This window comes from Nocardia sp. NPDC058666, assembly GCF_042714895.1.
Lineage (GTDB): Bacteria > Actinomycetota > Actinomycetes > Mycobacteriales > Mycobacteriaceae > Nocardia.
This window is the reverse complement of record NZ_JBHXRY010000002.1, coordinates 457,947-479,949: the sequence shown is the minus strand read 5'-3', so window position 1 is coordinate 479,949 and position 22,003 is coordinate 457,947. Positions and strand designations below refer to the sequence as shown.

The 22,003-nt window shown below is 68.0% G+C and carries 12 protein-coding genes; 5 read left to right on the top strand and 7 right to left on the bottom strand.

Annotation, left to right across the window (positions count from 1 at the left end; translation table 11 throughout):
* Window positions 1-14 precede the first annotated feature (14 nt).
* Window positions 15-1,364, top strand: coding sequence for a SagB family peptide dehydrogenase (locus ACFWVD_RS08705; RefSeq protein ID WP_379241399.1), 1,350 nt, complete (start codon window positions 15-17; stop codon window positions 1,362-1,364).
* A gap of 95 nt (window positions 1,365-1,459) precedes the next feature.
* Window positions 1,460-2,104 (top strand): hypothetical protein, encoded by a 645-nt coding sequence (locus ACFWVD_RS08700; RefSeq protein WP_379241398.1) that lies wholly within the window; start codon window positions 1,460-1,462, stop codon window positions 2,102-2,104.
* A 58-nt stretch (window positions 2,105-2,162) separates the two neighbouring features.
* Here ACFWVD_RS08700 and ACFWVD_RS08695 read toward each other — a convergent pair whose 3' ends face one another.
* The 6 genes from ACFWVD_RS08695 to ACFWVD_RS08670 form a co-directional block, all read right to left on the bottom strand.
* Complete coding sequence (locus tag ACFWVD_RS08695) at window positions 2,163-2,729, bottom strand: hypothetical protein (protein WP_379241397.1); 567 nt, start codon at window positions 2,727-2,729, stop codon at window positions 2,163-2,165.
* Between the two features lie 147 nt (window positions 2,730-2,876).
* On the bottom strand, window positions 2,877-7,397 hold the full coding sequence (locus ACFWVD_RS08690; RefSeq protein ID WP_379241396.1) for an amino acid adenylation domain-containing protein: 4,521 nt from the start codon (window positions 7,395-7,397) through the stop codon (window positions 2,877-2,879).
* Window positions 7,398-7,425: 28 nt separating this feature from the next.
* Window positions 7,426-12,663: an amino acid adenylation domain-containing protein gene (locus ACFWVD_RS08685; protein WP_379241395.1), complete on the bottom strand. Its 5,238-nt coding sequence runs from the start codon at window positions 12,661-12,663 to the stop codon at window positions 7,426-7,428.
* Between the two features lie 13 nt (window positions 12,664-12,676).
* Window positions 12,677-16,372 carry an acyltransferase domain-containing protein gene (locus ACFWVD_RS08680; protein WP_379241394.1) on the bottom strand — a complete coding sequence of 1,232 codons (3,696 nt, stop codon included), beginning with the start codon at window positions 16,370-16,372 and terminating at the stop codon, window positions 12,677-12,679.
* Window positions 16,365-17,678: a polyketide synthase gene (locus ACFWVD_RS08675; RefSeq protein ID WP_379241393.1), complete on the bottom strand. Its 1,314-nt coding sequence runs from the start codon at window positions 17,676-17,678 to the stop codon at window positions 16,365-16,367. The genes ACFWVD_RS08680 and ACFWVD_RS08675 overlap by 8 nt, the downstream gene beginning before the upstream one ends.
* Window positions 17,675-18,427 (bottom strand): thioesterase II family protein, encoded by a 753-nt coding sequence (locus tag ACFWVD_RS08670; protein WP_379241392.1) that lies wholly within the window; start codon window positions 18,425-18,427, stop codon window positions 17,675-17,677. Before ACFWVD_RS08670 ends, ACFWVD_RS08675 begins: the two co-directional genes overlap by 4 nt.
* Before the next feature lie 214 nt (window positions 18,428-18,641).
* Between ACFWVD_RS08670 and ACFWVD_RS08665 the strand changes: the two genes are divergently transcribed.
* Window positions 18,642-19,337 (top strand): GNAT family N-acetyltransferase, encoded by a 696-nt coding sequence (locus ACFWVD_RS08665; protein WP_379241391.1) that lies wholly within the window; start codon window positions 18,642-18,644, stop codon window positions 19,335-19,337.
* Between the two features lie 82 nt (window positions 19,338-19,419).
* Here the strand turns inward: ACFWVD_RS08665 and ACFWVD_RS08660 are convergent, their stop codons facing one another.
* Window positions 19,420-20,679, bottom strand: a complete 1,260-nt coding sequence (locus ACFWVD_RS08660; RefSeq protein WP_379241561.1) for a SidA/IucD/PvdA family monooxygenase — start codon at window positions 20,677-20,679, stop codon at window positions 19,420-19,422.
* Between the two features lie 104 nt (window positions 20,680-20,783).
* Here ACFWVD_RS08660 and ACFWVD_RS08655 point away from each other — a divergent pair, with 104 nt between their 5' ends.
* Both ACFWVD_RS08655 and ACFWVD_RS08650 read left to right on the top strand, forming a co-directional pair.
* The gene (locus ACFWVD_RS08655; protein WP_379241390.1) at window positions 20,784-21,491 is read left to right on the top strand and encodes a siderophore-interacting protein; all 708 of its coding nucleotides are present in this window, start codon (window positions 20,784-20,786) and stop codon (window positions 21,489-21,491) included.
* A gap of 79 nt (window positions 21,492-21,570) precedes the next feature.
* The gene (locus tag ACFWVD_RS08650; RefSeq protein WP_379241389.1) at window positions 21,571-21,990 is read left to right on the top strand and encodes a TIGR03667 family PPOX class F420-dependent oxidoreductase; all 420 of its coding nucleotides are present in this window, start codon (window positions 21,571-21,573) and stop codon (window positions 21,988-21,990) included.
* Window positions 21,991-22,003 lie beyond the last annotated feature (13 nt).

The window sequence follows — 22,003 nt, the reverse complement described above, 5'->3', positions numbered from 1 at the left end:
CCCGAGGATTCACCGTGCTCGCCTCCGCTTACCCCGCCCAGACCCGCTTCGCCCTGCGCGCGGGCGTCACCTGCCTCACGACCCCTGCGGGCGCGGTGCTGCTCAATCCGCCGCGCAACGAGAAGCTGACCGGTCTGGGCGCGGGTGCGCTGCAGGCACTGAAAACCCTCAACCAGGGTCCCGCGACCGCCGCCGAAATGGCGACCGCGGCGGCGGGCGACGACATCACCGCCCTGATGCGCAAGCTCACCGACGGCGGCTGGCTGTCGGTCACCGTGCGCGACGGCGGCCGTGACCTCTACAGCATCCGCCCCTTCGCCGACCCCGCCCCGCGCCCCGAAGCGGCGCTGCCCGCGTGGTCGGCGGCATTGTCGAAATTCGCTGTCCTGCACCGCGATAGCCAGGGTTTCGTGCTCGAACACCCGCAGTCCTGGTGCGACCTGCGCATCCACGACCCGCGCCTGCTTGCCCTGCTCGACGGCCCCATGGCCGCCGACTCCCCCGTGCCCGCCGCGGTGAAAACCCAGTTCATGGCGGACCTGCAGTGGTGCGGTTTCCTGGTCGACGGCGAAGAAGAGGAACGCGAGTTCACCACCCGTTCCTGGAACACCCCCGACCTGTGGTTCCACCGCCGCAGCACGCTGGGCGCACGCACCATCACCTGGGACGACTTCGGTCCCACCCGCTGGGCCGAAGGCCAGTTCCCCGAATTGCCTTCGCGTCGTACACCATTCGCCGGCGATCCGATCTCCCTGACCAAGCCCGACCTGGTCTCCCTTCGCCTGTCGGACCCCAGCCTCGCCGCCACCATCGAAGACCGCATCTCCACCCGCGCCTTCGACGACGCCGCCCCCATCACCTCGAACCAGTTGGGCGAGTTGCTGTTCCGCACCGCCCGCACCCGCGAAGACGGCTCCCGCCCCTACCCCTCCGGCGGCGAAGCCTACGAACTGGAGATCTACCCCGTAGTCCGCAACGTCGCAGGCCTGGAAAACGGCATGTACCACTACGATTCAGCCGACCACGCCCTTCGCCCCGTCGCCGCGACCGACTCCCCCGCAGTCCAAAAACTCCTCAAATCCACCTCAGCTACCCTCGCAGGCGGCGCGCAACCCCAAGTCCTGCTGTTGGTTTCGGCCCGCGCGGGCCGGGTGATGTGGAGCTACGAACAGGTCGCCTACGCCAACATCCTCAAACACGTCGGCGTCCTCATGCAGACCGTCTACCTCGCCGCCACCGCCATGAACCTCGGCGTGGTCGCCCAAGGTTTCAGCGACACAAGCGCTTTCGCCGCCGCGACTGGCATCGATGAACTCGAGGAATGCAACGTCGGCAGCATCATCGTGGGCTCGCCTGCCCGCTGACGAACCATCCACCTGCCGACCGACAACCTCCCTCGAGCGACCGATAGTTTCAATCTGAGTTAAATTATCGGTCGCCCGCATGAAACTATCGGTTCATGGCGCATGGATCGCTTCTCGACATCACTTCTCTAACGGAAGATCAGTGGGGCCTGTGCACAAGCAGGGAGTCCGACGTCGTCCGCGACGCGATCCTCTCTCGCGACACCACGTCAGCCGAGATCGCCGTGCGTACTCGGAAACGGATGAGCGGCCGTCTGCTGGCGGCGTTGGTAGCCACGATAATTTTGGCCCCCGCAACGGGATGCAGTTCTTCGTCGGGCGGTGAACAAATCTCCGTTCAGGGTGGTAATCCCGCATTAACGGCGGCTTTCGCTCGACTCCTGGAAGAACGAGGAACGGCCCGATTGGGCGACATCGTCGCGTCGTCCGGTATTCAGATCGGCCAATGGGACCGCATGTACAGCTTCAGCTCCCCCAACACCAGCGACAAGCTCAACCGAGCGCTGGGGACAGACGGAGCGAAATGGTCCGGGTTGCACACCCACTCCGAATCAACGACGCAGGTGTTCGTACACGAGGGCAAGGTTGTTCTTGCCTACGACGACAGGGATCGAGGCCCTATCGTCAAGAGGCTGACCTACGCCACTCCAGACTCCCTCGTGAGCCCGAAGTCGGCAGTAACCAAGGGAATGGGCGGCGACCAAACGATCTGGTACCTGGAGGTACAAGGATTCTCTTGATCGGCCGCGCCACCGCGTTCGACCTGGCCAGGCACGATGTCCGCGTGCCGAGCATGGGTCATTCGACCGGCACCAGCTGACTTCCGACGATGATCAACTCGGTATCCGGCTCGAGGTAGCCGCGTGCCCCGTACCTGATCAGCGGATTCGGCCTGAACCATTCGACGCGCTCGACTGGCTGGCCGCCGGACAGGAACAGCGAATTCGGGTACGACACCTTGTGTGCGAACGGATCCCGGCTCGGAATCCCTTCGATGCACAGGGCTGGATCGTCGAGGCCGGCGGCCGCACGAACCGAGGCCGGCGTCGATGTGTGCTCGAGCGGGATCATTCGATCCCACTCCATCGACCAGCCGACACGCTCGCCGATCTCCCGCATAGTCGTCGGCGCCTGCCCGTTCGCCAGTACCGCCCGCACCTCGTTCTGCAGTGCGACGAAATTGCCCAGCCCCTCCCCGCGTGGATCCACGTCCAGGGTCCCGACCGGGCAATCCGGTTCATTCCGCGCGGCGATGAAACCGCATGACGTGAGCATCAGACACAGCGACACCAAGACAGCGAGTTCCCGCACCACGTCCCCCTCGAACCAGCACTGACAATCGGTGCCCCAGGCTACCTTCGGCACACCGGCATCCGCTTGCGGGCGCACGCGTCAGCGGGGAGGTCGCGGTGCGGGATTTTCTCGGCCGCCGACGTTGACAACCTGGACGCTCGATCACCAGGCTTTCCTGCAGAATCGCTCTCGGCGGATGTTTACCTGAGGGCCTGGTGATCAACTGTCCAGTGCGTCGGCGAGGGTGGTGATCGCCTTGGTCCAGAGGTCGGCGATGTGGGCGGCGTCGGATTCGGTGAAGAGGGCGGTGCTCCAGCGGAAGTTGGTGGTCAGGGCTGGGCCTTCGGGGGTGGTGCCGATGCCTGCGATGACGTCCAGGGCGTAGCGGAGGGGGAGGTCGGGTTCGGGGTCTAGTGGGAGGGCGTGGTCGTGTGCGCCGACCAGTAGGGACCAGGGGTCGGATTCGTTGCCGCTGAGGTCGATTCGGCCCAGGTAGTTGAATTCGACCTGGGGTTCGGGGGCGGTGCGGAGTTCGAGGGCTCGGGTGACGTAGCGGAGGAGGCCGTAGTCGAGGCCCTGGTTGGGGATTTCGCGTACGTAGGTGGCTACCGCGTCGAGGAGGGTGCGGGCGGACGTCGGATCTGCTTGTGCGCGTGCGACATCCACTGCGTTATCGCCTACACCCAGGCGGACCGGGAAGACGCTGGTGAACCAGCCGAGGGTGTTGGCTGTGTCGGTGCCCAGTTCGGCGTCAGCTCGGCCGTGGCCTTCGAGGGCGATCAAAGCGCCAGCGGTGGGGTCGTTTCCGTTGTCGGTGTGGATCGACGCCATGGTCATCGCGAGGGCGGTGAGGAGGAATTCGCGGATGCCCTCGTCTTTGCCTACGCGGTTGAGGAGGCGTTCGGTGACTGCCACCGGAGTTGCCGCGGTGGTGACGCGCAGGGTCGACCAGGTGTCGGTGGTGGGTTCGGGGTGGCGGGTGCCCAGTGCCGCGTCGGGTTCGCGGACCTGGGTGGCCCAGTAATCGCGCTGTGCAAGGACTTCCGGGGACGAGGCTCGTTGCCACATGGCTTCGGACCACTGCCGGTAGGAGGTGAACTCGGGCAGCATTTTCGGGGTCGTGCCTGCTTGGATCTGCTGCCAGGCGGCGGCCAGGGCATCGAGCATGATATGCCAGGAGACGACGTCGACCGCGAGGTGGTGCACGGTGAGCAGGAGGATGTTACCGGTTTCCGCGGTCGGGAACCACACCGCGCGGACCATATCGCCCGTGCGGGGGTCGATGGCGTCGTTGGCGAAGCGGGCGAATTCGGTGATGGCAGAGTCGAGTTCGCTGCCGGACAGGTTGCGGGGTGCTTCGATCACGAGGTCGGCGGCGTTCACTGCGCCGGGGGCGCGGGTGACCATGCGGGGGCCGTCCGGTGTATCGGTGAGGGTTGCGCGGAGGGTGTCGTGCGCGTCGAGTAGGGCTTGGAGGGTGGATTCGATTGTGGTGCGGTCGATTCCGGCGGGCAGGCGCAGGAGTGCGGATTGAGTGAAACGGCGGTAGTTGCCGTATTCGTACATCCAGGAGACCACCGGTAGCGGCGGGACCGCGCCGTAGGAGTCGGTGCCGGATTGGGCGGCGGCGACAGGGGCATCGTCGACGGCTGCCGCTAGTTCGCGAATAGTGGGGCAGGCCAGCACCATTCGCGGGTTGAGGGCGATGCCTCGACGGCGGGCCTTGTTGACCAGGGAGATCGCGACGATGCTGTCGACGCCCAGTTCGTAGAAGTCGGCGTCGATGCCGGGGGTGCGGCCGTCGAAGAGTTCGGTGAACAGTTCGCTCAGGGCGATCTCGGTGGGGGTTTCGGGGGCGGCGTTGTTGTCGACGGCCGAAAGTGACTGTTCGGCAATCGCGTTCAGCGCGGGGGCGTCGAGCTTGCCGTTGACGTTCACAGGCAGCTGGTCCATGACGATGATGCGCGCGGGAATCATGTACGCGGGCAGTCGTTGTGCCAGGTCCGCGCGCACGCGGCTGACGATCACCGCGCGGCCCGCCTTGCCGACGACGAAGCCGACCAGCGACGCACCACCGGCGCGACGCACCACGGTGACCGCGGCGGTGTCGATGTCGGCGGAGCGGCGCAGGGCGGTCTCGATCTCGCCGACCTCGATGCGGTAGCCGCGTACCTTGACCTGGGCGTCGGCGCGGCCGAGATAGCCGAAACGACCGCCGGGCAGGCGGCGCACGAGGTCGCCGGTGCGGTACATGCGCTGGCCGGGGCGGGCGGGGTCGGCGAGGAAACGGTCGGCGGTGATGGCGGGTTTGCCCAGGTAGCCGCGGGCCAGCTGCACGCCGGACAGGTACAGCTCGCCGACGATGCCCTGCGGGACCGGGCGCAGGCGCGAGTCCAGGACGTAGCCGACCATGCCGCCGTTGGCGGTGCCGATCGTGGGGATCTCCGAGGTGGCCACGGGGGCGACCACGGCTTCGACGGTGGTCTCGGTGGGGCCGTAGCAGTTGTACACAGCGGTGTCGGGCAGGGCGCGCAGTTTCGCCCACAGGGCGGTGTCGATGGCTTCGCCGCCCAGTGCCAGGACCGAGAGTTTGCGGTCGAGCAGGCCCGCGGCTGCCAGTTGGGCGAGCATCGACGGGGTCGTGTCGATCATGTCGATGTCGAATTCGGCCATGCCGGAGACGATTCGGTGTGCGTCGCGCATTTCGTCGGCGTCGAACAGGTGCAGGGATTGGCCTGCGAAGAAGCCGACCATGGGCTGCCAGGAGGCATCGAAGCCCAGGGACCAGGCGTGGGCGATGCGCAGGGGGCGGCCCAGTTCGGCCATGGCGGGGCGGTAGAAACGTTCGAGATGGTCGGCGAAGTAGCCGGTCAGGGCGGCGTTGGTGCCGACTACGCCCTTGGGTTCGCCGGTGGAGCCGGAGGTGAAGATGATGTAGGCGGCGTGGTCGAGTTCGCGGCGGACGGACGGCGCCTGCACGGGGCGGCCGGCGATCCGCGCCGCGACGGCAGGCTCGTCGAGGACCAATGTCTGGACCGACTGCGCATCGGCTGCGGCATCTGCGATGGTCACGGCGAGTGTCGGGTTCGATTGGCGCAGAATCGATTCGATGCGGGCGGCGGGGAGTGAGATGTCGACCGGGACGTAGGCGGCGCCAGCGGCGAAGGTGGCCAGGATGGCGATGATCGAGCGGGGGTTGCGCGGGAGCATCAGGGCGACAACGGTTTCCGGGCCTACGCCGTGGGTTGCGAATTCGGCGGCCATGCGGCACGCCTCGTCGTGCAGGGCGCGGTACGTGAAGACTTCACCGGCGGTGGTGGTCAGGGCGACAGCGTCGGGAGTCGTTGCGGTCTGCCGTTCGAACAGTTCCCAGGGGGTGGCTGTCGGCGCGGGTGCGATATCCGTTGCGGCGCTGGTGAGTTCGGCGTGCTCGGCGGGGGTGAGCAGGTCGATCGCGTCGGTGGTCGCGGTCGTGTCGAGGGTCGGCAGGGTGCGCAGGATGGTGAGCATGCGGGTGCCGAGGTCGGCGGGGTCGAGGTGGCCGAGCAGGGCGGGGATGGCTTCGACCAGGACGAGGAGTTCGCCGTCGCTCAGGTGCGAGACGACCGTGAGCGGGTAGTGGGCGAGGCTTTCCATCTCGATGGGGCGGAAGCGGGCGCCGTCGGGGGCCGTCACCGTTTGGATGGCGTCGTCGATGGGGGCGTTCTCGAACACGAACAGGGTGTCGAAGAGGGCGCCGTGGCCTGCCGCACGCTGCAGGGTCGACAGGCTGAGGTAGCCGATGTCGCGCATGGTGGACGAATCACGTTGCAGGCGTGCGCATTGCGCGACTACCGGCTCGTCGGGGTCGAGTCGGTGCACGACCGGGACGGTGTTGATGAACAGGCCGACCATGCCTTCTACGCCCGCGAGCTTTTCGGGGCGGCCGGAGATGGTGGTGCCGTAGACGACGTCGCGGCGGTCGGTGATCCGGCCGAGCAGCAGGGTCCAGGCGAACTGCACGGCGGTGTTCAGCGTCATGCCGTTGGTGCGTGCCCACTGTTGCAGTTGTTCGGTTTCGTTGGCGGACAAGCGGAGTCGCGTGATCTGCGGAACGCCCGCCGTTCCGGTGCCGTCTGCCAGCACCAGCGGGGCGCTGACCTGCTGCAGGTATTCGGCCCAGCGCTTGGCGGCGGCGTCGTGGTCCTGGGCGCCGAGCCAGCCGATGTAGTCGCGGTAGGGGCGCGGGGCGGGCAGGCCGTCGAGGGTGCCGCCTGCTCGATAGACCGCCAGCAGTTCTTGGAAGAAGACCGCGACTGCCCAGCCGTCCATGAGGATGTGGTGTGCGGTGAGGATCATCCGCTTGCGCGGTTCGGGGGCGTCGGTGACGTTGAGCAGCAGCACACGGAGCGCGGGGCCACGGCTCAGCACGAACGGGACGCGGCGTTCGGATTCGGCGATCGAGTCGAATTCCGTTGCGCGCGCGTCGCGTTCGGTCCACGGGAGTTCGGCGCGCGACGGGATGATCTGTACCGGCTTGGGTACGTCGGTGTCCCAGAACGCGGCGCGCAGGTTCGGGTGGCGGTCGAGCATGGCCTGGGCGCTGCGGCGCAGCAGGGCGGTGTCGAGCGGGCCGTCGATGTCGACCACGAATTGCATGGTGTAGAGGTCGATTTCGGTGCCGGTCAGCCGCGACAGGGAGAACAGCCCCTCTTGCAGCGGGCTCAGCGCGAGTACGTCCTCGATCTGCGGCGCACTCATGCTGGATCCTTTCCTAGTTGCTCGGCCATCACTGTGCGGACCAAGCGGCTGTCAGTGCGGACAAGGCATCGGCTTCCAGGCCCGATGCGCTCATCGGCGCGTGCGAAACCTGTTCGGGCTCTTCGGTTTGCGCCCCGGCGGCCGCGTCGACGGCGGCGGCCAATTCGGTGATGGTGGCGCATTCGAAGATCAGTTGGGGGGTCAGTGCCAGGCCCAGTTCCGCGGCGCGGGCCGACCACTGGATGGAGATGACGCTGTCGCCGCCGATGGCGAAGAAGTTGTCCTCGCCGGTGACGTCTTCGGTGTCGAGCAGTTCCTCGATCAGGGTGATGAGGGTGCGTTCGGTGTCGGAGTCGGCTGACGATTCCGAGGCCGCGACCGGCGGGGCGGCCGGTGCCGGTGGGGCCAGCAGTCGGTCCAGGTCGGCGGCCGGTAGCACGCGCAGGTCGGCGACCGGCAGGTCCGGTGTCTGGGCGAAGGCGCGCAGGGTGGCGGCCAGTGCGTCGGCGATCAGGGCGGCGGTGGCGGGGTCGTAGAGGTCGGCGTTGACGACCACGCGCACGTCCATGCCACCCTCGGCGGTCACGTTCAGGCTCAGGTTCAGATCCAGGAACGACACGTCGAAGTCGGCGGGCAGCACGGTGACGGTGCTGCCGCCCGAGGTGGAGAACGGCACGGTGGTGGGTGCCCAGTCCGCGCCACGGAAGTGGATCATGCTCTGGAACAGCGGGTTTCGTGAGCGCGAGCGGCGCGGGTTCAGGGTTTCGACCAGACGCTCGACCGGCAGGTCCTGATGGGCGTTGGCGTCGAGGACCACGTTGCGGGCGCGAATCACGGTGTCGCGCAAGGTCGGTGCGTTCGACAGGTCGTTGCGCAGCACCACCATGTTGGCGAACAGGCCGATCAGGTTCGTGGTGGCCTGGTCGGTGCGGGCTGCCACCGGGGTGCCAAGGGTGATGTCGTCGCCACCGCCGAGCACGTGCAGCAGCGTTGCGACGGCGGCTTCGCAGACCATGAATTCCGTTGCGCCGCTGCGTATTGCCAGCTGTTCGAGGCCGGAGCGGACCTCGGCGGGCAGGGTGAAGGTGACGACTTCGCCGCGCTTGCCGAGTTCGCGGGGGCGGGCACGGTCGTGGGCGACCGCGATCTCGTCGGGCACGCCGGCCAGGGCGGTGCGCCAGTAGTCGATCTGGGTCTGGGCGAACTCGCTGGGGGCGGAGCGGTCGAACAGTTCCTGCTGCCACAGGGCGTAGTCGGCGAACTGGATGGGCAGGGGCTCCCAGGCGGGGGCGGTGCCCTGTTCGCGGGCGCGGTAGGCGGTTGTCAGGTCGTCCAGTAGCACGCCGAAAGAGGCGTGATCGGCGACGATGTGGTGCACCAGCAGCGAGAGGACATGGGTGTTCGCGTCCAGGACCAGCAGTTCGGCGCGGAGCAGGGGTTCGCCGTCGAGGGTGAAGTGGTAGTCGGCGATCTGGGCCAGCTCGGTGGCGAGGTGGTCGGCGGCGACCTCGCGGATCGGCAGCGGGACCTCGCCGGCGGGGTGCACGACCTGGTACGGCGCGCCCGCGTGTTCGGGGAAGGTGCTGCGCAGGGACTCGTGGCGGGCGACCACGTCGTCCAACGCCGCGCGCAATGCGGCGATGTCGAGGTGGCCGTCGAAACGCATCGCCAGCGGGAGGTTGCCGACGGAACCGGCGCCTTCCATGCGGTATTGGAACCACATCGCGAGCTGGGAGTAGGACAGTGGGAGGCGGTCGCTGCGGGGGCGGCCGCCGATCGCGGGGCGGGTGGATCCGGTGTGCGGGCCTTCCATCGCAGGGCGGGTGGAACCGGCGTGCGGGCCTTCGATCGCAGGGCTGGAGGACCCGGCGTGCGGGGCTTCCGTGGCGAGCGACACCTGGGCAGCCTGCGCGTTGTCGGGGGCTGGTTCTTCGGCGAAATCGTTGTCGACCGCGTCGAGGTCGATGTCGAATTCGGCCAGGAAGCGGGCGACCAGGTTCGCGGCAAGCGCGGCGGGGGTGGGGCTGTCGAAGACGACGCGGACGTCGAGTTCGATGCCGAACTCGGCGCGGACCTGGGCTACCAGGCGGGCGGCGAGCAGGGAGTGGCCGCCGAGTTCGAAGAAGGAGTCCTCGGCGCCGACCTCGTCGAGGCTGAACAGGTTGCCGAACAGGGCGCAGACCTTGCGTTCGGTGGCGGTGGCCGGGGCGCGGTGGATGCGCGCGACGGCGGGGGTCGCGGTCGGCAGGGCGCGCTTGTCGAGTTTGCCGTTGACGGTGAGCGGGATCTCCGCGATCACCGCAAAAGCGCTGGGCACCATGAACTCCGGGAGTCCGCTGGCGGCGAAGGTCTGGATTTGTTCGAGGTCGATGGAGCCCTGCGCGGGGACCACGTACGCGGCCAGCATCGCGCCGATCGCGGGGTCTTCGGTGACCACGACCACGCACTGGGCGACGGCGGGGTGTGCGGCGATCGCGGCCTCGACTTCGCCGAGTTCGATGCGGAAACCACGCACCTTGACCTGCTCGTCGGCGCGGCCGATGAACTCGAGTTCGCCGAAGGTGTTGCGGCGCACCAGGTCTCCGGAGCGGTACATGCGAGCACCGGCCGGCCCTGCGAACGGGTCCGCTACGAACCGCTGGGCGCTCAGGCCGGCGCGGTCGAGGTAGCCGCGGGCGAGCTGGTCGCCGCCCAGGTACAGCTCGCCGACCACGCCGTCGGGCACCAGCTGCAGTGCCTCGTCCAGGACGTAGGTGAACACGTTGCGGTTGGGGATGCCGATCGGCACCACGCCGGTGCCCTGCGGGCCTTCGACCGGCATGTATGTCGAGCAGACCACCGCTTCGGTCGGGCCGTAGTGGTTGCGCAGTTCGGCGTCGAGGGTGTTGGCGAGGCGGTCGGCGACCTCGCCGGGCAGCGCTTCGCCGCCGACGGGAATCTGGCGCAGCGACTGCCATTCGCTGATCTCGGGCAGCAGCAGGAAGGTGCTCAGCATCGACGGCACCATCTGCAGGACCGTCACCTCGCGACGGGAGATCAGGTCGGCGACGTAGCGGATATCGCGGAAAGCGTTGGGCTTGGGGACAATCAGCTGCGCGCCGACGGTGAGCGGGAGGGCGATGTCGGCCAGGGAGGCGTCGAAACTCACCGATGCGGACTGCATCATCCGGTCGGCAGGGGTCATGTCCCAGTCGGCGTTGAAGCAGACGATGTGTTCGGCAATCGCGTTGTGCGGCACCGGAACACCCTTGGGCTTGCCGGTGGAGCCGGAGGTGTAGATGACGTACGCGAGGTTCGACGGGAGCAGGGGGCGCAGGCGTTCGGCGTCGGTGGGCGCTGTGGCGGACTTGCTCGCGGCCGCTTCTTCCGCAGACGCGAATTCGACTGGGCCGAGCAGTAATCGGGGCTTCGCGTCTTCGACGAGGTACTCGATGCGGTCGTCGGGGTAGGCGGGGTCGATCGGCAGGTAGGCGCCGCCCGCCTTCAGCACGGCGAGCAGGGCGACGATGAAGTCCACCGAGGTGCCCAGGCGCAGGCCGACGATGTCTTCGGTGCCGACGCCTTGGTCGATCAGCCAGTGCGCCAAGCGATTTGCGCGGGCGTGCAGGGCCGCGTAGGTGAGTTCGGTGTCGTCGGACAGCAGTGCGAGGGCGTCGGGTGTCGCGGCGGCGGCCTTTTCGAACAGGGCTACGAGGGTTGTCGCGGGCTGGTCGACGAGGACGCCGTGCGAGCGGTCGAGCAGGGCCGCACGGTCGGCGGCGCCGAGCATGTCGAGGTCGCGCAGTCGGCGCCGGGGGGCGCGCAGGGCGCTGTCCAGGAGGCGGCCGAAGTGCTCGAGCAGCTGGTCGACGAGGGGTTGCGACAGCACGTCGGTCTGGTATTCGGCTTCCACCACGGCGGTGCCGTCGTTGTCCAGGACCACCGCGAACGCCAGCGGGACCTGGGCGCTGGCGGCGCCGAGTTCGAGCTGGGTGGAGGTGACGCCGTCGATGGCGAAACCGTCAGCGCTCTTGCGCACCGAGAAGCCGAGGCGGACCAGCTGGTCGAGGCCGTCGCGACCGGCGACGCGGTTCGGGTTCGCTTCGCGCACAACACGATCGATGCCGACGCTGCGACGTTCGAAGGCGCCGGTGCAGGTGTCGCGGACCGCGGTGACGAGGGTGGCGAAACCGTCGTTGTTGCCGATGGCCGCGCGCAGCAGCAGGGTGTTGCCGAAGTAGCCGATGAGCTGTTCGGTGCCCGCGGGGCGGTCCGTGACGGGGATGGAGACGAGGAAGTCCGCGGCGGCGGTGTAGCGGTGGATCAGGGCGTCGAAGCCGGCCAGCAGGACCATGAACGGGGTCGCGGACTGCTCGCGGGCGAACTGTTCGGTGCGGGTGACCAGGTCGGCGGGCAGGCGGTGGGTGCGGCGTTTGGCCTGGCGGCCGGGGGCGGCGGCGGCGGAACCGGGGAGTTCGAGGGGTTCGGGGAGGGGGCGGAGGGCTTCGCGCCAGTAGGCGATGTCGGCGTCGGCGGGCTCGGCGATGGGGGCGATCGCGGCGAACTGGACGGTTTCCGAGGGGGTCGTGCCTGCGGCGTTGGCTTCGTCCGGAGACTGTGCCGCGCGGGCAGCGGTGGCGGCGTTGGCTTCGCCATGAGACTGCGCCGTGAGCGCGGGGGTGCTGAGGCGGTAGGCGGCGTTGAGTTCGGTGAAGAACACTGCCCAGGAGTCGTCGTCCCAGCAGATGTGGTGGATGGTGAACAGCACGATGTGTTCGTCGGCTGCGGTGCGGATCAGGGTGGTGCGCAGCGGGAGCTCGGTGGCCAAGGCGAAGGGGAGGCCGAATTCGCGTTGGGCCAGGACCTCGACGCGGCGGGCGCGGCTGGGTTCGGGGAGGTCGGAGATGTCGTGGTTCGACCACTTGGCCTTGGCGTCGGCGGCGAAGACCTGGAACGGGGTGCCTTCGGCGTCCGCGCCGTAGGTGGTGCGGAGGATGTCGTGGCGGGCGACGACGGTATCGAAGGCGGCGTGCAGGCGGTCGGCGTCGAGGGGGCCGGTGAGGCGGTAGGCGACGCAGATGTTGAGGGCGGTGTCTTGCGCGTCGCGGGTTTGCAGGAACCACATGCGGCGCTGGCCGGGGGTCAGCGGGCGGTGCTCCCCTGCCGGAATACGCGGTACCGCAACGGGTTCGGTGACTGCTGCGGCCATGCCGCGTTCGCGCAGCTTCTGCTGGAGCAGCAGTTTGCGGCGGTCCGCGACGGACAGGGTGGCTTCGGTGTCAGACATGTTCTTCGGCCCCTCAGCCCTGGTTGGTGTTGCGTGCCATGAGCAGCACGACATCGTCGAGCGATGCGCCGCCGAGAATCGCCGCTACCGGCAGATCGCGATCGAGCTCCGCTTTGACGCGCTTACGGAAGTCCAAGGCCTGCAAGGAATCCAGGCCGAGCGCGACCAATGGCATTGTGGCGTCGATGGATTCGGCGCTGTCGCCACCGATCACCTTGAGTAGTTCGATGCGCATGCGCAAGTCGAGTGGGACGTCGTCGGCGGCGGACGAGTCGGCTGAGCCCGATCCGCCCGGGCCGGTGCCGTTGTTCGACTGTGCGTCGCGGAATCCCGGGGTCATCCCGACTGAATGCGCCACAGACCCCGAGTTCGACTGTGCCATGGTCGCGGAGCCCGCCTGCCCCCCAGTCGCGGAGCCCGACTGCACACCGGACCAGGAGGGCCCGGAGCCCGTCCGCGCCCCGTTCCCGGAGCCTGACTGCGCCCCGCCAACGGAGCCGAACCCACCCGCGACATTCGACACACGGTCCGATTCCAGCCCGGTCAGCACACTGGCCTGCCCGAACGCACCGAGCACCTCGCGCAGGAAATCCCAATCCGCGGCGATGATCATCCCGTCACGTACCGACTCGGCGAGCCCGGCGGCGATCGCGTCGGCGGGCACCATCGGGAACACGCCCGCCTCTTCGACCCGGGCGAACCCGGCGTCATCGAGCGGACCGGCCACACTCCACAGCCCCCACTGCAGGCTCGCCGCGGCGATGCCACGGGCGCGCAGGCGACGGGCCGCCACGTCGAGCATGCGGTTGGTCACCGCGTACAGAACCTGCCCGCGCCCACCCAGCGTCGCCGCCATCGACGAGCACAGCAGCACCCGGCAGTCCACGGTCAGCGGGACGGCGTCGATCAGGTTGTCCAGGCCGCGCAGTTTCGCGGCGGCGGCGGTGTGCACGGCGTCGGCGGTGATCTGGTCGAGTTCGGCGTCGACGTAGTTGACGGCTGCGTGCAGCACCAGATTGACTGGGCGATCGGCGATCTGGGCACCGAAGGCTGCCGCGGCAGCGGGATCGCTGACATCGCAGGACCGCACCACGATCTCGGTCGCGCCGATAGCGCGCAACCGTGCGAGTTCCGGTGCCAGCGCGGTAGTTTCGCCACTGCGACTGAGCAGCGTGACTCGGCCTGCACCCGTGCGTGCCAGGTGATCGGCGAACCGAAGACCCAGCTGTCCGGTGCCGCCGACGATCACCACGTGATCCAGACCTGTTCCCAGTGAACCTATTTCGGCTGTCAGATCGACAACCAGCCGCTTCACGAACAGCTTGCCCGAACGCAAAGCCAGCTCGGATTCACCGCTGGAGTGCACCGCACCGACGACCTTCGCGGCCTGTCCGGCGGGCGATTCGTTCGCGGCCAGGTCGAGGTGCCGGAAGGTGATGCCGGGGTGTTCGATACCGACGCTGCGGAATCCGGCAGCGACGCCGGACTGGAACAGTCCCGGGATCGGGTCGCTGTCGTGCACGGACTCGCCGCCGACGGTCAGCAACCAGCATTCGCCACCGCGACGCAACACCGAAAGTGCTGTAGCCCAGGGGCGTTCGGCGTAGAAGTGCGACAGGGACTCGATCGCGGCCGCGCTGTCATCGTCGGATCCCGGCGGCAGGAGAACGATCACCGCATCGGTGTCGCCACCATCTCGGACGCCACACGATTCCGCGACGGTCTTCGCCGCTCGTTCGCTACTGGAAGGCTCTTCCGCCGCAGTATCCGCACCGACGATCCGCAGCCGCGGCACCGAGTTCCCGGTGCTACGCCCGGCAGGATCGAGGGCGGCAGACGGATGACTGACGCGAGCGGCGAGTTCCGCGGGATCTACCAGGCGGGCCGGATCAGCTGCGGACGTGCCTCGAACGGCAGGTTCCGCGGGGTCGATCAGGCGCGCGGGATCTGACACCGAAGACGCGGCTCGGGCGGCGAGTTCCGCCGGTCCGACCACACACGCATCGGCACCGTGCCGGTCGGCGGCGGCAACCAGCGCAGTGGCCAAGTCGGCGCACTCCCCCGTGTGGTCGACGATGAGCAAGCTGCGGGGCGCGGTCAGCGAGCGACGCTGCAGCGGAGTCCACTGTTCAACCAGCCGTTGGGGTTTCGGGGTGGAGACCGCGAGTTCAGCAGGGGTCTCGTGAGCGCCGAGAGGTGCCCACAGACGCTTGGGGTTGGTGATGGTGTGCGGGAAATCGCGCAGCGGCAGGGTGACGGAGTCGTCGACTCGCAGTGCGTCCCAACGGTAATCGATGTCGAGGACCGCGACTTGCGCGAGATTGCGGGTGAACTCCGACAGGCCTTCGGCAGTGCGCAGCGAAGTGCCGAGCACCCGGAAGTCGCGCGCGGGCAGGCCCGGGCGGTCCGGGACCAGGCCCAGATTCTCCTGGATAGCCAGTTGCAGCACAGGGTGTTCGGCGATCTCGATCAGCAGGTCGACACCGTCGCTGCCCGCGCCGATGACCGCGCGGTCGAAACGCACACGGTTGCGCAGGTTCCAGTACCAGTAGTCCTGGTGTGTCAGGTCAGTCGTGATCGCCGAGCCCAGAGTCGCGCCGTAGCAAGTGATTTCGGAGTCGACGAAGTGGGTTCCGCTCATCTCGTCACCGAGCATGCTCATGAAGTCGGTACGCAGTTCGGCCACGATCGAGGTGTGCGCGGGGTAGGCGACGCGGATCTCGCGCGCGAACTGGCCGCGCTCGGTCGCGGCGGCGACGAGGTCGAGAATGGTCTCCCGGTCGCCCGAAATGGCCAGGATGTGCGGGGAGTTGATCACCGACAGCTCGGCCCAGCCCGAATGCCGGGCCAGCAATGCCTCGACGCTGTCGCGATCCATGCCGATCACGGCCATCGAATAGCCGCGCGGGGAAATGCGCTCGACCAGCCGGGCGCGATGGGTCACCGCGAGCACCGCGTCACGCAACGTCATCACGCCGGCGACCGCGCCCGCGGCGAGCTCGCCCTGGCTGTGGCCGATGGTCGCGTGCGGGTCCACACCGGCGGCGCGCCACAGCGCGGCCAGGCCGGTCATGTGGAACATCAACGCGGGCTGCACTTCCCACACCGCGTCCTCGAACTGCCCCTCGTTGCCGAGCAGGTAGTGCAGCGGCTGGGAGTGTCCGAAACGCTCGGCGTGCAGGGCGGCGCATTCGTCGACGACGTCGCGATAGGCCTGCGACTGGGCGTAGAACAGCGCGCCCATACCGGGGCGCTGACTGCCCTGGCCGGGGAACACGAAGCCGATACGCCGCGCGCTCGCCGCGACGTCGCCGTGTACGACGAGATCGTGGTCCGCGCCGGTCGCGATGGCGTCGAGCGCGGACAACAACTGCTGGTCGGCGGTGTTCACACCCGCGACAGCGGTGTTCGCGCCATCAGTCCTCGGTTGCGCCCCGGCGCCAAGACCCGTGGCCACCGCGTCGGCACCGGACTCAGCCTGCGAATGCCCGGTAGCGACCACACCAGCCGTCGGCGGAGCCAGGATCAGCGCCCGACGACGACGCGGCACCCGGATGCGGAACAGCATGTCCGACAACCGTTCCGGCGTAATCCCCGGATGCGCGGCGACGTAATCACGCAGGGCAGCCGCCTCGGCACGCAGTCCATCGACGCTGTCAGAAGACAGCAGAACAGGCACCCGCCCATCGGGCATGCGGTACTCAGCCATGATTGGTCTCCTCCAGCACCGGCAGGCCCACGATGGCGTGCGCATTGGTTCCCGCGACACCGAACGAGGACACCGCGGCATAACGCAGACCGTCCGCGCCCGGCTTCCAGTCGGTCAGTTCGGCAGCCAGACGCATCGACGTTGCATCCCAATCGATTTCGGTGGTCGGCGCGTCAGCCCACAAACTCGGCGGAATCGCCCCGTGCTCACCACACAGCAACACCTTGATCAGCCCGAGCATCCCCGAAGCAGCCTGAGCGTGACCGACATTGGACTTCACCGAACCCAACAGCGGACCGTCAACGCGATCGACACCGCCGTAAGTGGCTGCCAGCGCGGTCAATTCGAGCGGATCGCCGACGGCGGTACCGGTGCCGTGCCCTTCGATCAGGCCGATGTCATCAGCACTGATCCCGGCGGCCGCAACAGTGGCCTCGATCAACCGCTGTTGCGCAGCCGAACTGGGCACCGCCAGCGGCGCACCCGCACCATTGTGATTGACCCGCGAACCCAACAGCTGCCCGTAGATCCGGTGCCCCAAAGCCTTCGCCCGCGATTCCCGTTCCAGCACAATCACTCCCGCGCCTTCGGCCCACAGGGTCCCCGTCGGGTCGGCAGCGTAGGAGCGGCAGTGGCCGTCGGTCGCAAGAGCGTTGTTCTTGGAGAATTCGTAGAACGCACCAGGCGAACCCATCACGCACACGCCACCGGCCAGCGCCCAATCACACTCCCCCGCACGAATTGCCGAGGCAGCCTGGTGTACCGCAGTCAGCGACGACGCACACGCGGTATCCACGCTGATCGAAGGACCGGTCAGGCCGAGCCCATGCGAGATCCGCCCGGCCACGGCCCCCAGCGCGGTACCGGTGGCGCGATAACCGCTGTACTCGTTCACCGACCCGGCGCGCGGCCCGTACTCGACCATCGACACGCCCATCCACACCCCGGCCGAATCCCCGTCCAACGCACCGGGATTCCGACCAGCATGCTCGAGCGCCCGCCACGCCACCCGCATAGCCACCCGCTGCTGCGGATCCATGGCCACCGCTTCACGTGGAGTGATGCCGAAGAACTGCGCGTCGAATTCGGCAGCGCCGTCGAGGAATCCGCCCCGATCGCGAACGGGAGCCCACCCGTCGAGGCGACCGAGCGCGAACAGCTCGTCCAGCGCCCATTCGCGATCACGCGGGAACGGGCCGATCAGCTCACGCCCGGCAGCCAGCGCGGACCAGAAATCAGGAAGGGACTCGATGCCGCCGGGGGCTTCGATCCCCATCCCGACGATCACGATGGGATCAATGCTCATCGCGCGAGGGCCTGGCTCACGAGCACCTCGGCGATGCCCTCGATGTTGTCGTCGAGGTAGAAGTGCCCGCCCTCGAACAGGGTGACCTCGATGTCGGCGGCGGTGCTGTGCTCCCAGCTGTGCAGGTCGCGCGGGCCGACGAACGGATCGTCGTCGCCGCCCAGCACCAGCACGGGCGTCGCGATCCGCACGTCCGCGCCGCAGGAGTAGGCGTCGAAGGCGCGGTAGTCGGCCTTGAGCACGGGCAGTGCCATGCGCATCACTTCACGGCTGGCCATCACGTCGGCGCCGGTGCCGTTGAGCGCGGCCATGTGGTCGAGCAGTTCGTCGTCCTCGGTGGGGTGGCCGGGCAGCTCGGCGATGCGGTGCGGAGCGGCCGCCGCCGAGACCACCAGCAAACGCACGGACAACCCCGCGGCCTCGGCCAGCCGGACGAATTCGAACGCGACGATGGAACCCATGCTGTGGCCGAACACGGTCAGTGGTGCGCCGGTGTTGTGCGCGGAGGCGACGAAGGCCTCGAACGCGCCGGCCGCCAGCTCGGGCAGGGTGTCGGCGGCGGCTTCGCGCGCACGATCCTGACGGCCGGGGTACTGCACGATCACGGTGTCGAAATCGGCGGCCATGCGCTTGGCGAACACCCTGTAGGCCGAAGCGCCCGCGCCCGCGTGCGGCAAGACGATCAGCGGCGGCAGCGAGTCGGTCCTGGGGGCCTGGAATTGCCTGATCCAGCCGAGTTCTCTTGCCATGTCGCTCTCCCTCACACCGGCCGCACAACGCTGCGCTACCGTTTCACACTGTCCACTGCCGCACGGGCCCACCCGGGACGGTAGTCCGGGATGGATCGAATTCTGTTGCACCCGAATACGACCCGACTTGGGGGGACGGCCCGGCTATTACCGGGCGATCGGTCGGGCAACAATAACACCCGGCCATTAGTATAGGCTAGCCTTACCAGTCGAGGTGACCAAGGTAACGATCGAACGGAGCACCGAGCAGATGAATCCCGCCGGGACCCCCACCACCCTGCCCCGCGAGCGGACCGACCTGCCCGCCGAGGTGGCCGCCGCCCCCGCGCCCATCCTGCCAGTTTTCGCGGCACCTTTCTCGCTGCGCTTGGCCGACCCCGACAGTTCCGACCCCGAGATGATGGCCGAATGGATGGCCCGCCCGCACCTGCTCGAGTCGTGGGAGCAGGACTGGGACGCCGAACGTCGCCGGGAGAACTTTCGCATCCAATTGGCCGGAAACTATTCCCGCCCTTGCATTCTCAGCATGGACTTCGCCGTGCTCGGTGAGCCGGAACGGGGGGTGCGCGATATCGCCTACCTCGAGTTCTACCGGGCCGCCAAAGACGAGATCGGCGCCTTCTACGACTGCGACCCCGGCGACATCGGCTACCACATCGCTACCGCCGAGGCCGCGGTGATCGGCAAGGGCATCATGACCGCCTGGATGTCGACCCTGACCGCCGCCGTGTTCGCCGCCGACCCCAACTGCCGCCGCATCATGGGCGACCCGGACCACCGCAATGTGGCGATCGCGCGCAGCCTGGCCAAGGTGGGATTCCATCGCCTGGCCGAGATCGACGTGCGCCCCGACCGCCGGATCTCGCTGCACGCGTTCCCCCGCACGCCCGAAGATCTCCCGGTCGTCTGATCAACTGGCGTAATCGTACAAAACGTCGATCGAAAATCAGTTTTCTGATTATTTCGACGCGTTTTGTACGATTACGCCGGTCTCAACGGGCGACAGCGCGCGCCCTGGCGGGCACCGTCTGCAGCACCCGATCCGAGAGTTCGCCCAGGCAGCTGAGATTCGGGAACCCCGGACCCTGCGACATCGCCGCCATGTTGGGCAGGTAGAGCTTTCCCGGCAGGCCGGAGACCGCCAGGTCGTAGCCGATCGACGATTCGATCCGGGTCTGGGTCAACGAACCGCCCACGGCCAGTTCGAGCAGGTCGGCGGTCTGCTGGTCGAACATGTCCAGGAACCACAGCGGCTGGCCGCCGGTCGCGTCGACCACCAGGTCGAAGTTGTGCACCTGGTCCGCGCGCAGCTCGTTGCTCAGCGTCAGCGCCAGCGATTCGCCGTGCGGGGCGATCTTGGTGACCCGGCCCTGCAAATGGTGAACTCTGTTGTCGCCCAACAGACTTTCCTGCACGCGCACCGAGAACACGCCGCGATCGGTGCGCCGGATCACGTCGCGGCGTTCCTGCAGGCTCAGTGCCGCCCACTTCACCGGGTCGCTGAACAGCGAGTTCTCGAAGAAGCTCTCGCCGCGGGTGTAGAGGGTGGCCAGCGGTGAGATCACCGAGATGGTGAGCATTTCGTGGCGGACCAGTTCGTCCAGTGCCGAACCGCCGGTCTCGCCGCCGCCGATCACCGCGGCGCGCGAGGCGGCGGGCAGGGTGCGCTTGCCCGCGCGGTCCCAGAATTCGGCGATGCTGAGCACGCGCGGGTGGTCCAGCAGGGCGCGGCTGCTGCGGCCGGGGCCGGTGATCATCAGGCCGTCGGCGGTGAGTTCGGTGCGGGCGCCGTCGGCGTCGACCACCTCGACCTGCCACTGGCCGTCGTGGCTGATGCGCTGCACGCGACCCAGCACCAGGTCCAGATCGATGGATTTGGCGACCCACTGCAGGTACTTGGCCCACACGTGGTGCTGCGGGCTGGGCCTGCCGCGGTCGATCCACTCGGCGAAGGTGCCGTGTTCGATCAGGAAGGTGGTCCAGCTGAAGGCGGCCATGGCGTGATCGATGTCGCCGTTGCGGCCGCGCGCCCAGGTGGAGTGGTAGGGGAAGCCGATGTCTTTTTCGGGGCTGGTGCCCAGGCGGTGTTGGCCGTCGGTCCAGCCGCCGGTGGGCAGCCAGTTACCGCCCACGGCGTGCGCCTCGACCACCACCACGCGCGGCGCGGGCAGTCCGAGCGAGCGCAGAACGTGCGACTTCGCCGCCACCGCAAGGGCTTTGGGTCCTGCGCCGACTACCAGGAGGGTTTCCACCGGTTCGTTCTCCACTCTTTCACGCACAGCGCTATATTTGCACAGGCTTACCTTATTTAGCCACCGCTGCAGACAGGCGGGTTGCGTTAGGCTAACCTAACGACATGGGCAAAGGATTCAACGGACTCATCTGCAAGGCGTGGGGTGGCTCCGACTACCGGCTGACAGTGACGTCGACCGAGCAGGTCACCGAGACGTTCGTACGCATCGGCTTCAGCGCCGGCGGCCTACTGGCCGACCACCCGGTGCACCCGACGCAGTGGGTGCGCCTGTGGATCCCCGAAGTCGGCAGCGACAAGCTGCACCACCGCGGGTTCACGCTGGTCGCGCAGAACCCCGTCGACGACACCGTGGCCATCGACTTCGCCCTGCACGACGGCCCCGCCGCCGACTGGGCCCGCGCCGCGAAGCCGGGCGACCTACTCGACGCCACCGTGCTCGGCTCGGACTTCCAACTGCCCGAGCAGGCGCCGGCCGAATACGTCATCTTCGGCGACACCGCCTCGCTGCCCGCGATCAACACGCTGCTGGACGCCATCGGCGACACCCCCGCGCGCGTGTGGCTGGAATGGCAGCACGAGTCCGACCAGACCATCCCGGTCAACAACAAACCCCACCACCAGGTCACCTGGCTGCAACGCGTGGACGACGGCCGCCTGCTGCGCGAGACCGCACAGGAAATCACCTGCGACACCGACATTTTCGCGTGGGTCGCCTGCTGCGGACACACCACCCGTTCGATCGTGAAAACCCTGCGCACCCAGCACGCGCTGCCCAAGACCGCGATCAAGGCACAGGCCTACTGGAAGTAAGCGCGCGGCGGGTAGCGGTGCGGCCCGTTTTCGGCAAAGGTGGAGCACGGAAGTGTCCCCCACCTGCGAGGAGAACACCGTGTCCATTCTCGACGCCGCCACCCCGTTCGGCGAAAAGGTCGGCAAGCGGCTGGCCAAGGAGACCGTGATCTGGTTGACCACGGTGGGGGCGAACAGCACCCCGCAGCCCAATCCGGTGTGGTTCCACTGGGAGAACGACGAGTTCCTGATCTTCTCCATGCCCAAGGCGAAGAAACTGCGCCACCTCGCGCACGACCCCCGGGTCTCCCTGAACTTCAATTCCACCGAAACCGGCGACGATGTCGTGGTCTTCACCGGCACCGCCCGAGTGGACGACCCGCCGAGCACCGACGAGATCGCCCACTACGCCCGCAAGTACACCAAGGGTTTCGTGGACATCAAGATGACCGAGCAGGAGTTCTTCGAGGCCTACTCGGTCCCCATCCGCGTAACGCCAGATCGCTTGCGCGGCTTCTGAAGTAGATGCCTCG